This is a genomic window from Enterococcus sp. AZ156 (genome assembly GCF_051714165.1).
Taxonomy (GTDB): Bacteria; Bacillota; Bacilli; order Lactobacillales; family Enterococcaceae; genus Enterococcus_B; species Enterococcus_B pernyi.
Genome location: NZ_JBIORI010000001.1, coordinates 601,538 through 614,317 on the forward strand (window position 1 = coordinate 601,538; position 12,780 = coordinate 614,317).

The window sequence follows — 12,780 nt, forward strand, 5'->3', positions numbered from 1 at the left end:
CTATATTTGCTTTTACACGTATAGCACGTGTTTTTTATTTTTTTCACGTGTTACACGTGTTAGTATAGATATGTCAGGAGGTATTGTAACAATGCCAATGACATAACAGGAAATGGTCAAACTCTTGATTTCCATAAGTGGGTTAAAAGTTAAAGGTGGAAAAGGTTCTCATATAAAAGTGAAACTACCAGGAGTAAATCGACCAATTATTGTTCCTTCCAAGCTACCTAAAGGGACAGAACATGCGATACTGAGGCAGGCAGGGTTAAAATAGCTTTGTTCCTGCTTCTTGAGAGAGGAGGAGGATCATGCTTATTTCATATCCGGCATTATTCTATTCAGAAACAAGCGAAGGCTATGACTCGGGATTTTCTGTTTTCTTTCCAGATTTTCCGGAGATGGCTGGTACAAGCGGATCTGACATTCCTGAAGCGCTCGAAAATGCCTCTGATTACTTAGGTATTCTTTTGGCGGCTGAGATAGAAGAAGACCGAACATTACCTGAACCATCTCTTATCAGTTCATTGTCACTTATAGAAAATAACCCTTTTAAAAGTGACTCTGAGTTCATATTAGAATATGATGCTGAAAAATCATTTATTTCAATGGTCTCTGTAGATCTAACAGAATATTTAGGCACAGAGGAACCTGTAAAAAAGACGTTAACGATCCCAAAATGGGCAGATAAGTTAGGTAAAGAAATGCATCTAAATTTTTCAAAGACATTGACTGAAGCCATTGTTCGTGAAAAACTAGGTGCTTAACTTTAAAAGAGAAACTATCATTTTTCTTTTAAATAAAATAGGTTATAAATCATAAACAGATGATTTGCACACTTTTCTGAAATCCTTTAGGCTAGAATCAAGCGATAAGAAAGGAAGAGGAAAAATGGCAAAAAAAATTGCAGCAATCGTAACTGATTTAGTCGAAGATATTGAGTTGACTTCACCAAAAGAAGCATTGGAAAATGCGGGGAATGAAGTGACAACGATTGGTTTTGAAGCAAACCAAACGATCAAAGGCAAAAAAGGTGGCGAGTTCACGATCGATCGCAGCATTGATGAAGTTTCTCCTGAAGATTTCGATGCGCTCTTGATCCCTGGAGGATTCTCACCGGATCAATTACGTAAGGATCAACGTTTTGTTGATTTCGTTACTTACTTCTTGAAAAATGACCAACCGTTATTTGCTATCTGTCATGGCCCACAATTGTTTATCCAAACCGGTCTAACAGAAGGTAGAACAATGACTGCTTACGATACTGTTCGTCCAGATGTGGCTTACGCTGGCGCCAATGTCAAAGATGAAGCAGTGGTGATCGATAATCAATTAGTTACTAGCCGTACACCAGATGACTTGCCTGAATTCAACAAAGCAATTGTTGAGATCTTGGGTTAAACGACTGAACACTTTGTAGCGTTGCAAGTCAAAATAGTGATACGAGGAATAAAGAATTTTAGAATGATTTGGGACAGAAAGAATGCAAATACATTCTTTCTGTCTTTTTAACTGAAAAAGAAATTTATAATTAAAATAAGATGCAACTAATCAACAGCTGATTTTTATATTTTTTCAAAATTATTTAACCTAGATTCAAAATCATGATTCAATAAAATATGCGCCTGATTTTGGTTGTTTGCCAAGCCCAGACGCATGTTTCTGTTTTTAACTAAATTTTCGTCGTACCGCTTCCGATATGTGCTACATAAAACTCTGGCTCATATCCTACAACCTCTAAATAACGTGCATGGACATTTTCTTTAAAGGCGGGGATTTCCTCTTCTTTGACTAGAGCGATGGCACAGCCACCAAATCCTGCGCCTGTCATTCGTGCACCTAATACACCAGGTTGCGCTTGTGCAGCATCTACAAGTGTATCTAATTCGATGCCTGTGACTTCGTAATCATGACGGAGTGAGTAATGAGAATCATTCAATAATAGACCGAAAGCTTCTAAGTTTCCTTGCTCTAATTCAGCTTTTGCTTTTAATGTTCGTTGATTTTCAGTGACGGCGTGACGTGCGCGACGGATCAAGGTATCATCGCCAATCAAGTCCGTATTCGCTTCGAAAGTCGCTTCATCTAATTCGCCTAAAGCTTTGATGTCCAGCTTCGTTTGTAGACGTTTCAAGGCTTCTTCACATTCGCTGCGACGTTCATTATATTTTGATTCCGCTAATTCACGTCGTTTATTCGTGTTCATGATAACCACGGCGTAGCCATCTAATTTAACTGGGACCATTTCATAGTGTAATGTATTCGTATCTAGCAAGATGGCATGGTCGATTTCTCCAAAACCGATCGCAAATTGATCCATGATCCCTGAATTGACACCAATGAATTCATTTTCTACTTTTTTTCCAGTTTGAACGAGTGTCAAGCGATCGATCGCTAAATCAAACAAATCTTCCAGAACAACCCCCACTAATAATTCTAACGAAGCACTGCTAGAAAGTCCGGCACCATTAGGGATCGTTCCTTCAATCACCAATTCAAAACCGCTCTCGATGGTATAGCCAGCTTCTTTTAGTTTCAAGATCATTCCTTTGACATAATTTGCCCAGTTGTCTTTTTTATCAAATGTCAGGTCATCAAGCGTGAATTCGATCACGCCGATTTCCTCAAAGTTTGTTGAGTAAACTAATACTTTGTTGTCTTCTCGACGTGCAGCAACGCCGTAAGTGCCATAAGTGATCGATGCAGGAAAAACGTGTCCACCGTTGTAGTCCGTGTGTTCACCGATCAAGTTGATTCGCCCAGGTGAAAAATAGTTTGTTGTTGGTTTTTCACCAAATAATTCATTGAATTTCGTTGTTAAATGTGCTGTTTTATTCATCTGTCTTGTTCCTCTCTTGCTTCAAGTTTGAATTCTGTAATCGTCTCAAATGGTGTTTCCGGTACCAAAGATATGTCGCCGAAAGAAGGGTAACGTTCTGCTCCTGGAGCGATTTGTGTTTCAAAAGTGATGCCGCCATGGTTCGCTAAACGTTGCCCGCGCATTTCAGGTGTATCTTCCCCAAAGTTGGCAGTGAAAATGACGATACTCGATGCATCCGTCCTGACACTGACTTTGATTGTTTCATCTGGACTTAAAAGAGAAGCGGCCGTTTTATCTAAGCCTGTGTCCTTTAAGAAGAACGGATGATCGATTCCATCAAATAATTCTTTTTGTGGAAAGTCACTGGTGAAAACAGTCGTTAGTTTTGTTGGTGTTTGAAAATCAAACGGTGTTCCAGTCACTTCTATTTGTTCACCTGTCGGAATGCTATCTGGTCGTAAAGCAGCAAAGGTTTGACTGTTGACCCACAAAGTATGGTCATCGATTGGTTGCGTCACATCACCACTCAAGTTGAAATAAACATGATTGGTTGGGTTGAATAGTGTCAATTGATCACTGACTGCTTTCGTTGTGACACGCCAAATATTATCTTCTGTAAGGGTATAGCGAACTTCTACGGATAAATTCCCTGGAAAACCACGCTCTTTGTCGGGACTAGTCGTGGTAAAGACCACAGTGGCTTCTTGTTCGCCATCAATGATTTCGTATTGCCAGATTTTTTCTTCAAAACTTGGCGTACTGCCATGTAAGGAGTGACCAGTTGCAGGATCGACAGGTAGTTGATACGTCTGGCCGTCGAGGGTGAATTTGCCTGCATCGATCCGCCCAGCAGTTCGTCCGATCGTTGCTCCGATAAAGGCATCTTTTTCGAGATACTCTTCTGCTGAATCAAAACCTAGAATCAACTCTCTACCCATGAATGTCAAACTGACGATCCGTGCGCCTAAATCGGTAACAGCGAGGGTCGTACCCTGTTGATTGGTTAAAGTAATCAAATGTGCAGATTGTCCAAATGTTTTTTTAGTAATGTCCATTTAAGTAGTCCTTTCTTGGTGCTGGATTAGTAGTTGGTGTAGGCGCAGTTTACGCCTAATCAAATTAACTATACCATTAAATGAAGCGTTTACAATGGGGCGTTTACTGTTTTTACCATTCAATCATATCAAAGAAGAGCACTTGCTTGAATGTATTTCTGTGAGCAGTATTTAACTTTTTGTTGCATCTATAGTAGAATAAAGAAAATACGAAAGAGGGTACGTCAATGGAAAAAGCGATTTTTTTGAAAAAAGAACATCAATCCATCTCACAAGAACTATACTTTGACTTTTGCGGTTTTTCTAAAACATTGCCCTTTCATTCATTTGGACCAGCTATTCGTCAAGATTATATTTTGCATATCGTGATGGAAGGAAAAGGAGTCTATCGCGTAAAAGATCAGCAATATCAATTAAAAAAAGGTGATCTTTTTTTGATTAGACCGGGTGATTCTACTTTTTATTTGGCGGATGGTGAAGATCCTTGGGTCTACTGTTGGATTTCCTTCGGTGGGGCAGTAGCCGATAAAATCATTCAACATTCTTTATTCAAAGATGATCAATACACGATGGTTTCTTCAGAAATTGCTAGATATGTGGAGATTATCTTGGCATGTATGAATTACTCGACAAAAAATCTAGTCGATGAGCTGCAATTAAATGCGTTGACGTATCAATTGCTCGCGCTCTTATTAGAAGATGGTGGCTATGTTCATTTAGGAGAACAAAAAAGTTATTCAGCCCTCGCTGTTGATGCGGTACAGTATATCGAAGAACATTACAGCGAGCGTTTGACTGTTGAGGAGATCGCAAAAAAATTATCCGTTAACCGAAGTCATCTCTCTCGTGTGTTCAAAAATCATATGGGGATCAGTATCAAAGAATATATGATTGGTGTTCGCATCAATCGGGCAGCGTTTCTCTTATCTCTGACGGAAGAATCCGTTGAAGCAATCGCTTATCAAGTCGGCTTCAATAGTTTGGTCGTATTTAGCCGCATGTTCAAGAAATTCACTGGTGAGACGGCGACAAACTATCGTAGACGAATGAATAACGAAAAGATCAAAGGAGTTTCCGCAGAACAATTAAAAAAGCAATTAGAAGAACAAGCCATCATTTCTTGGGCGACCTAAGACATAAAGGCATTGTTGACTGGGTTTTTCTTGGGATATGCTAGACTAGAAAACGGGAGGAAAAAGCTATGAAAACATTGATTATTGTCAGCCATCCGACAATTGACACATCGTTGAACCAACAGTTTTTTAAAGAAGCATCCAGCCAGCTATCGACTACTTGGCATCATCTAGAAGCTTGTTATCCAGATGGGGAAATTGATCTTCAAGCAGAACTTGCTTTATTGAAAGAGCATGACCGGATCATCTTCCAATTTCCTTTCTATTGGTATAGCGCGCCAGCCCATTTGAAAATGTGGCAAGACCAAGTGTTAGAAGCGGCAACAGCAGTCTTATCAGGTAAAGAATTAGGGATCGTCTTAACAACCGGCGTGAGTGAAAAAGAATACCAAGCAGGTGGGAAAGAAGAGTATACGATCTCGGAGTATTTGCGTCCGTATCAACGAATTGCCCATAAATTCCAGATGACCTTTTTGCCTCCGTTTGTTTTAGCACAGTTCATGTACTTAACTCAAGAACAACGGTTTGAACGCCTGATCAGTTATCAGCAATATCTCACATTAGTCGAAAAACCTTCACTGATCAATCGGATCGATTGGTTTATCGAACGATTTGCACAAAATGAACGCATCAAGGAAAAAGCACCGATGAAGCAGCAGATGATCGAAACGATGTTAGAAGAAGCCAAAGAAAATATTGAAGATCTGACATTTATACTACAAGAGATGAAAGGAAAGACCTTATAATGGATCAATGGTTGACAGAACAATTAGCCGAATTGAGTACGCAAGCGGATTATGAGGGCAAAGCCTTACTTCATGAAATGTCACGCTTATTTGTCGAAATCAATGAACGGATCGAGCAGTTGCAAGGAGAAATCGATGGAGAATCTTGGAATCATCAAAAATGGTGATTTTTCTTCAGTAATAACATAATAAAAAATGTTCATAACGCTTATTATTTGCTACAATGGAACTACAAGAAAGTTGGTAACGCTATTTTTTTACAGAAATAACAGGTGGTGAATGAAATGAATGAAGAAAATGAACAGCGTGGCAATGTTCGATCAGCTCGAAGACAACAACAGAAACAAGCATCACGCATGCGTATGATGAAAATCGGTGCCGCTGTTGCAGTAGTCTTACTACTGGTTGGTGCAGGTACTGGATTATATCTCCATAGTAGAAACAATGCCAGTGAAAACTCGGTAGCAAAGACGAGTGAAACGACGCAATCGTCCACAGCTTCAACTACTGCTTCATCTGAAACTGAAGCAACACAAGAAAGCAGCGAAGCAACAGAACCTTCAGGAGCTATTTCTGAACAACTACAAGCAGTCGTTGCAGATTATTCGAAGAAAATCGAAGATAAAACCCCAGTGTTGATCGAAGAATACCAAGCAGAGATCCAAAACAATCAAGACGGTGTCAATGGTCTTTCGGTCATTGCCAACCGAAAAGCAAGAGAACTTCAAGCCTTGTCGGATGAAGGAATCAGTAAATTAAGAGGGATGTACCAAGATGCTTCCAACAAGGAGGATATCGACCTAGATACCATGATCAATCAGCTATCTGCAAGTTATACGGCGCAGGTCGCTCGGATCTCCGACATTTATCTGCGAACAAGTGCGGAACTTCAAGCAGCGACACCTAGTAGCGAATCTTCTTCGGAAGAGACGACACCTTCGACGGAAGCGACACCAGAAACAACAGAAACGTCGGAGTCACAAGCCGATCAGTACACGGCACAGTCCACAGAAGATACGAGCAATCAAGCCAATCAAGCAGCTACAACCGTTGTACGTGAAGGCGAAGGTCCAAATCAAATTGCGCAACGGACGGGTGTGCCAGTTGAGACGATCTTGTCCTTGAATGGCATGACGATGGATGATTTCTTCTTTAACCCTGGTCAAGAATTACGTTTGAATTAGGAAGATCAAGAAGAAAGATTCAACTTCAATTGATTAGATGAAGTCACAAAAATGGTTCTTTTTGCCAATTTTTGTGGCTTTTTTGTTCTAAATACGTTTCGTTCTCCACTGGCTCATCATGAGTGGGTTGTGATTGGTTGTTTTTTTGTTAAGATAAAGAAGTGAATGTAAACCGTAAAGGAGAAGATCATGAAAAAACGAGAATTCATCGTCCAAGATTTATTGAGTAAGATCTATCAAGAAGAATTTAAAGATGGAAAATTACCGAATCAACGAAAACTAGCGGAAATCTATCATGTTTCTCGCTTTACGATCCAACAAGCGATCAAAAACCTGGAAGAAATCGGTATTGTCCGTGTCGTTCAAGGATCAGGTATCTTTATCCATGAAAAATGGGTCAAAAATCCCTTGATCTTCAATTCTTTGACACGTACCCCTTATGATCGGATCCATTCAAAAATGATCAGTTTAAACAAAGCACCAGCAACGGCGGATGAGCAAAAAATCTTTCAACTTGATGACGGCGCCGAAGTTTGGACATTTGAACGTATTCGAATCGTTGATTATAAAATCGAGCAGTTAGAAATGTCAAAAATGCCGGTAGCAATGTTTCCCGACTTATCCCAAGAAGTCATCGAACATTCCATCCAAAAGTACGTGGAACAAAAAGGCTATCGAATTTCTCACTATATCACGAGTTATGACCCAATCACGACTTCCAAAGAACAATCAAAAATATTGCTATGTAAACGCGGTACACCAGCCATGCAAATCACGAACCGAGCTATATTAGAAGATGGACAAGTCTATGAATACAGCAGTATCATTGCCATCGACTACTCTGTGACTTACATCCGCCCCTTTGACCGTGAGATCCATCGTTCGAGGATTGATTGAGGATTTGAGTAGTCTCAAAATAGCTTAAGGAAAAAACTTCTGTAAAAATGTAGCTTTTTTGAAAGTTAAGGAAGAAAACATTAAAGCGAATTAGTTGATAGTGCTTTCTTACAAATGCTTGATAAGTGAAGTAAGTTATATTATTTATAATAGAAAATATAAAACACAAAAAAATAACTTACAATAAGTATGAACCAAATAAGTCTTTCAACTATTTGAGCTATTGTTGATTGATTGTATGTAAAAATGATACCAAATTTATAGTTCCTGTTACTGCGTATAAAAATACTCTGTAAACCTAGAGAGAGCATGATAAGTAACTTCATGATCAGATTCGATAGCTGATAGGATTGATCGTTAGTTGTTAGGAAAAAAGTATACAAAGTTAAAAGTTGTAACAACCAAATAACTTGAACAAGTTTTCTCGCAGCTTGGGTTTTATTCGACATAGATGTTCATCCTCCTTAAAATTATTATTGTGATTTAAGTTGATTATATGCCTTTTTTAAGTCAATATTCAATAAGTGTTTAATGAGAATGTGGCATTAAATAAAAGATTAAGAAGGTCTGAGACACTCTATTGATTTATTTTTGTATTAGTATCTTTTACGTTATAAAATTAAATTTTACATAATAAAATTTGCTGTGTGAGGAGTGATAAATGATGATTAATGTAAAAGCTCGTAAAGTAGGGAATTCTATCTCTATTTCAATTCCTAAACAGTATCAGGTTAAAGCTGGATCAAAATATGTCGTATATAAATCTAAGAATGGAGGATTAATATTCACACCAAAAATAGAAAATCCATTTTTATTGGATGAACCATTTCAAAAGGATGAAGATGAGGGATGGCAAACAATAGCAAAAGAGGAGATTGGGAAAAATGTATGAACCTCAACAAGGTGATTTGATCTGACTTAATTCTACGCCTTCTTTTAGCAGGGAAATAAGAGGAAAGCAGCCAGCTTTAGTTGTTTCCTCAAATGCTTACAAGATACGTGGAAGAGTGAACGCTACACAAATTCATAGTTTTGATACTGACCGGATTATTAGTAAAGAATTTATTGATCGTCTAAGAGGAGACGATTTTCTTCAAGTCAAACAGATTTTAGATTATTCTTTAGAAACTGATTTTTGAAAACTATGTTTTACATAAAAAGCTACTAAGGTTTACACGTGTATTCATTATTATAATAATAGGAATACAGCGGAACCAAAAAAAGCTATCCTTACATATTTCGTGTAAGGATAGCTTTTTTTTGGAATTACGGTGTCACGATCGTGCCGTCTGGTGTACGGCTTTGTGTCCATTCGTGTGGACGATAGACAACTGGAAATTCTGCCGCCTGTTCTTCATTGAATGTGACACCGATCCCACTTTGTTCGATCGGATAGAAAAAGCCTTTTTTTGGTGTGGGGATATTTCCGAAAAGTTGTTTCGTATTTTCAGGAACATCGATGTTTTCTTGGATCGCCGCATTGTGCAAGTGGATGTTCAAATGCGTATTCACTGCTAAGCCGATCGGTGTGATATCAGATGGCGTATGCCAAGCGATTCGTATCCCCATCGCTTCGCAAAAGTGTGCCAATTTCAAGGCAGGCGTGATCCCGCCGATTTGTGAGACATGGGCACGCATATAGTCGATTTGACGATTGCGAACTAATTCTTTCCATTCCATTGGATTATTGAACAATTCTCCAGTAGCAATCGGGGTCGTTGATTGACTTCGCAATTGAGCCAACCATTCATTTTGGTTTGGCGGTAGAATATCTTCTAAAAAGAAAAGATTGTACTTTTCTGTTTTTTTTGCAAAACGGATCGCTTGGTTAGGATGCAAGCGTTCGTGAACATCGTGTAACATTTGGAAACGATCGCCATATTTGTTTTGGATATGTTCAAACATGGATAGCGTAGTGGACACGTATTCTTCTTGATCGAAATAAGAGCCAGCAAGTGGTTGTTCAGGTGTTGCTAAATTCGTTGGATTTCCCCCATAAAAACCTAATTGACAACGAATATAACGATACCCTTGTGCGAGAAATGTTTCGATTTCACGATCGAGGTCCTCTAGATTAGCTGCGACAGCATGCGTATACGCAGGAATTGCTGTTCGAGCTTTTCCGCCGAATAACTGATACAATGGCATATCAGCGATTTTCCCTTTGATATCCCAGAGCGCCATATCGACACCTGAAATGGCGTTATTTGTGATTGGCCCATTCCGCCAGTAAGAATTGACATTCATGACTTGCCAAAGGTCTTCGATTTGATTCGCATCGCGTCCAATCAGTAAAGGTTTTAAGTATTCTTCAACTACGGTCTGGACAGCCAAAGGACGAAATTGGAAAGTGCCGCAACCGAAGCCGGTCACGCCTTTATCTGTTTCAACTTTTACGACTAACAAGTTGTGACGATCTGGTTTGATTGCGTAACTTTTTATATTTGTAATGATCGTTGGTGTCATTTTTTTCACTCCAATATACATAAATATGAATCATGTGCATCCTCATTGAAACATGGGGAAGAACATCCTGTCAATTTGGTCTAATAAAAACATCTAAACCGACTAAAAATCAGTCCAATTTTACGTTAGTATTTTTATAAACGTTGATATTAAAGCTTTTTCATTGGTTATTTACTAAAAAGGACTGGTTTTACAAGTGGCGTTCCACATGCTACTATTTGGGTGAAAGCGGAAACAAGAATCATTGTTTGATGAGAATAAGGGGGAGAACATGTGAAGCATGAAGAAATAGCAAAACAAATCATACAACATGTGGGTGGAGCAAGTAATATCAACAACGCTTGGCATTGTATGACAAGATTACGGTTTGATTTAAAAGATGAGAAAAAAGTGGATTATGCTGCGTTGGAAAAAACACCGAAAGTGGTGGGGACAAAATATCAAAGTGAACAACTGCAAGTCGTGATCGGTACAGAAGTCGCTGACTATTTTGCACCAATTGCGAAAGAATTAGGGTTAGATGAAACAAGTGAACGCAGTGAAGGAGAGAAAAAAGGCGTCGTATCCTTATTTATGGATACTGTTTCCGGTGTATTTGGTCCGATCGTACCAGCAATTGCTGGGGCAGGAATGATCAAGGGTTTGATGGCCGGTTTAGTGGCATTGAATGTCATTTCGAACCAGACGGATACGTATTTGATCATTGATATGATTGCGAGTGGCGTATTTACTTTCTTGCCATTTTTCGTTGCTGCTTCTGCCGCTCGGATCTTCAAAACGAATCCATATTTAGCGATTGCGATCGCTGCAACTTTACAATTTCCCACCATGACGACAGCGGTTGCTGAAGGTTCGATCTCTGCTTTCCAACTGTTTGGTCTCATTCCAGTTCCTGTCTTTAATTATGCAGGAACAGTTATCCCGATCATTTTTGCGGTATTGGCACTCAGCTACATTTATCGTTGGGTGGATAAGTTGTTGCCACAAGTGTTACGAACGGTTTTCACACCAACCATTTCCCTGTTTGTTGCAGGATTGTTGACACTCACAGTGATCGGCCCGATCAGTATTCATTTAGGTAACCTCTTAGCAGCTGGTGTGGCATGGTTATTCTCAATCTCACCAGTGTTAGCTGGTATCGTGGTCGGTGCGATCCGTCCAATTGCAATCTTTACTGGGTTGCATCATGCGATGACCCCAATTGCCTTACAAAATTTTGCGAATCAAGGCTATGACATGTTGATGCCGATGATGTTCATGGCGAACATGGCGATCACTGGTGCGACAGCGCAATTTATCTCAAGGTAAAATCAAAAGAAGAAAAGTCATTGGTACTATCTTCTGCTGTTTCTGGTCTATTAGGAATCACTGAACCAGCGCTATTTGGGATCTTATCAAAATACAAGAAGGCGTTTATGGCGGCTACAATCGGTAGCTCGATCGCTTCAGCGTTTATCAGTTTCTTCGGTGTTCGGATCTACGGCTATATTTTATCAAGTATTTTTAGCTTACCAGCTTATATCGGTCAGTATTTTGTTTTTGCGGTACTTGGGATAGTGATCGCTTTGGTTTCCTCATTCGCCATCACTTATTTCTTAGTACCAAACGAACAAGCTGAAGATACTGAGTACACGAACGAAGTGAATCTACACGCTGTAGCTAAAGGAGAATATATTCCTTTAGAAGATGTGCCTGATGAAGTTTTTTCAACGAAAATGATGGGGGATGGTTTTGCAATCGAGTCAATCGATGGCGCCATCTTTGCACCGGTCAGCGGAAAAGTCACTACGATTTTCCCTTCCAAACATGCGTTAGGAATTAAAACTAGTAATGGCGTCGAAGTATTAGTCCATATGGGAATTGATACTGTCAACTTGAATGGGGCAGGATTCGATGTACTTGTAAAGGTCGGTGATCAGGTAACCGTTGACACTAAAATTGCTCAAATGGATTTGCCTTATATCCATAGTCAAGGCAAAAAGAGCATGGTCATCGTTGTGATCACGAACATGGATCGTGTGTCGAAATTCTCCGGGGAACGAAACCTAGAAGGGCAGCACCAAGCTGGAGCGCTCTTGGAACGTGCCTTGTTGAATGGGTAAAATGAAAATAGCATGATCAAGAGAACATACGCCATCTTCAAAGATTGGCGTATGTTTTTTTGTTGGTAACCTTATTTTTTTGTTTATTTAGTTATTTATATTTTTGTTTAAAGTTATTTAATTTATCGGGTGAAACATGAATAGATTTTATGCGATTCCATGATTTGCTAGGTGTTATGGGACTTTGATAATACTGGTTTATCAGCTGGTTTTCATTGTTTTATGAGGGCTAGTGGTTTTTAATGCAGTGGGGAATGGTATGGTGGATAGGCGAAAGAGGGGAAATATAAAAAAGATTCATTCAGTGTGTGGAATTCTTCGGGTTGTTTTATTTGATGTTTTTTTTTTTTAATAAATTATCCTTATTTTAAGAAGCGGT

General features: G+C 39.2%; 12 protein-coding genes and 1 pseudogene. 10 read left to right on the plus strand and 3 right to left on the minus strand.

Annotated elements, in window-relative coordinates:
- Nucleotides 1-112 precede the first annotated feature (112 nt).
- The 3 genes from IGJ95_RS02930 to IGJ95_RS02940 all read left to right on the plus strand — a co-directional run bounded on the left by IGJ95_RS02930 (nucleotide 113) and on the right by IGJ95_RS02940 (nucleotide 1,398).
- Nucleotides 113-274: a type II toxin-antitoxin system HicA family toxin gene (locus IGJ95_RS02930; protein ID WP_023519139.1), complete on the plus strand. Its 162-nt coding sequence runs from the start codon at nucleotides 113-115 to the stop codon at nucleotides 272-274.
- A gap of 34 nt (nucleotides 275-308) precedes the next feature.
- Nucleotides 309-764, plus strand: a complete 456-nt coding sequence (locus tag IGJ95_RS02935) for a type II toxin-antitoxin system HicB family antitoxin (protein WP_010736265.1) — start codon at nucleotides 309-311, stop codon at nucleotides 762-764.
- A 124-nt stretch (nucleotides 765-888) separates the two neighbouring features.
- On the plus strand, nucleotides 889-1,398 hold the full coding sequence (locus IGJ95_RS02940) for a type 1 glutamine amidotransferase domain-containing protein (RefSeq protein WP_010736264.1): 510 nt from the start codon (nucleotides 889-891) through the stop codon (nucleotides 1,396-1,398).
- 271 nt (nucleotides 1,399-1,669) lie between these two features.
- On the opposite strand, the gene IGJ95_RS02945 is transcribed toward IGJ95_RS02940, so the two are convergent.
- Nucleotides 1,670-2,836 carry a galactokinase gene (locus IGJ95_RS02945; protein WP_010736263.1) on the minus strand — a complete coding sequence of 389 codons (1,167 nt, stop codon included), beginning with the start codon at nucleotides 2,834-2,836 and terminating at the stop codon, nucleotides 1,670-1,672.
- Nucleotides 2,833-3,873, minus strand: a complete 1,041-nt coding sequence (locus IGJ95_RS02950; RefSeq protein ID WP_023519140.1) for an aldose epimerase family protein — start codon at nucleotides 3,871-3,873, stop codon at nucleotides 2,833-2,835. Before IGJ95_RS02950 ends, IGJ95_RS02945 begins: the two co-directional genes overlap by 4 nt.
- A gap of 227 nt (nucleotides 3,874-4,100) precedes the next feature.
- Here IGJ95_RS02950 and IGJ95_RS02955 point away from each other — a divergent pair, with 227 nt between their 5' ends.
- From IGJ95_RS02955 to mazE, 6 genes are all read left to right on the plus strand, one after another.
- On the plus strand, nucleotides 4,101-5,006 hold the full coding sequence (locus IGJ95_RS02955) for an AraC family transcriptional regulator (RefSeq protein ID WP_010736261.1): 906 nt from the start codon (nucleotides 4,101-4,103) through the stop codon (nucleotides 5,004-5,006).
- A 68-nt stretch (nucleotides 5,007-5,074) separates the two neighbouring features.
- Complete coding sequence (locus IGJ95_RS02960; protein ID WP_010736260.1) at nucleotides 5,075-5,752, plus strand: NAD(P)H-dependent oxidoreductase; 678 nt, start codon at nucleotides 5,075-5,077, stop codon at nucleotides 5,750-5,752.
- Nucleotides 5,752-5,919, plus strand: a complete 168-nt coding sequence (locus IGJ95_RS02965) for a hypothetical protein (protein ID WP_010736259.1) — start codon at nucleotides 5,752-5,754, stop codon at nucleotides 5,917-5,919. The genes IGJ95_RS02960 and IGJ95_RS02965 overlap by 1 nt, the downstream gene beginning before the upstream one ends.
- A 117-nt stretch (nucleotides 5,920-6,036) precedes the next feature.
- Complete coding sequence (locus IGJ95_RS02970; protein ID WP_071866708.1) at nucleotides 6,037-6,936, plus strand: LysM peptidoglycan-binding domain-containing protein; 900 nt, start codon at nucleotides 6,037-6,039, stop codon at nucleotides 6,934-6,936.
- Nucleotides 6,937-7,125: 189 nt separating this feature from the next.
- Nucleotides 7,126-7,833: a GntR family transcriptional regulator gene (locus tag IGJ95_RS02975; protein WP_010736257.1), complete on the plus strand. Its 708-nt coding sequence runs from the start codon at nucleotides 7,126-7,128 to the stop codon at nucleotides 7,831-7,833.
- 661 nt (nucleotides 7,834-8,494) lie between these two features.
- Nucleotides 8,495-8,725, plus strand: coding sequence for a type II toxin-antitoxin system PemI/MazE family antitoxin (mazE, locus tag IGJ95_RS02980; RefSeq protein ID WP_010736255.1), 231 nt, complete (start codon nucleotides 8,495-8,497; stop codon nucleotides 8,723-8,725).
- A gap of 374 nt (nucleotides 8,726-9,099) precedes the next feature.
- Here mazE and IGJ95_RS02985 read toward each other — a convergent pair whose 3' ends face one another.
- Nucleotides 9,100-10,299, minus strand: a complete 1,200-nt coding sequence (locus tag IGJ95_RS02985; protein ID WP_010736254.1) for an enolase C-terminal domain-like protein — start codon at nucleotides 10,297-10,299, stop codon at nucleotides 9,100-9,102.
- A gap of 273 nt (nucleotides 10,300-10,572) precedes the next feature.
- On the opposite strand from IGJ95_RS02985, the pseudogene IGJ95_RS02990 reads away from it, so the two are divergent.
- Nucleotides 10,573-12,401 (plus strand): annotated as a pseudogene (locus IGJ95_RS02990) (glucose PTS transporter subunit IIA).
- The last annotated feature ends 379 nt before the right edge of the window (nucleotides 12,402-12,780 follow it).

Excerpts from the sequence above, each read along its gene's own strand:
- IGJ95_RS02930 (WP_023519139.1), top strand. The coding sequence starts at position 113 with ATGGTCAAACTCTTGATTTCCATAAGTGGGTTAAAAGTTAAAGGTGGA.
- IGJ95_RS02935 (WP_010736265.1), top strand. The coding sequence starts at position 309 with ATGCTTATTTCATATCCGGCATTATTCTATTCAGAAACAAGCGAAGGC.
- IGJ95_RS02940 (WP_010736264.1), top strand. The coding sequence starts at position 889 with ATGGCAAAAAAAATTGCAGCAATCGTAACTGATTTAGTCGAAGATATT.
- IGJ95_RS02945 (WP_010736263.1), bottom strand. The coding sequence starts at position 2,836 with ATGAATAAAACAGCACATTTAACAACGAAATTCAATGAATTATTTGGT.
- IGJ95_RS02950 (WP_023519140.1), bottom strand. The coding sequence starts at position 3,873 with ATGGACATTACTAAAAAAACATTTGGACAATCTGCACATTTGATTACT.
- IGJ95_RS02955 (WP_010736261.1), top strand. The coding sequence starts at position 4,101 with ATGGAAAAAGCGATTTTTTTGAAAAAAGAACATCAATCCATCTCACAA.
- IGJ95_RS02960 (WP_010736260.1), top strand. The coding sequence starts at position 5,075 with ATGAAAACATTGATTATTGTCAGCCATCCGACAATTGACACATCGTTG.
- IGJ95_RS02965 (WP_010736259.1), top strand. The coding sequence starts at position 5,752 with ATGGATCAATGGTTGACAGAACAATTAGCCGAATTGAGTACGCAAGCG.
- IGJ95_RS02970 (WP_071866708.1), top strand. The coding sequence starts at position 6,037 with ATGAATGAAGAAAATGAACAGCGTGGCAATGTTCGATCAGCTCGAAGA.
- IGJ95_RS02975 (WP_010736257.1), top strand. The coding sequence starts at position 7,126 with ATGAAAAAACGAGAATTCATCGTCCAAGATTTATTGAGTAAGATCTAT.
- mazE (WP_010736255.1), top strand. The coding sequence starts at position 8,495 with ATGATGATTAATGTAAAAGCTCGTAAAGTAGGGAATTCTATCTCTATT.
- IGJ95_RS02985 (WP_010736254.1), bottom strand. The coding sequence starts at position 10,299 with ATGACACCAACGATCATTACAAATATAAAAAGTTACGCAATCAAACCA.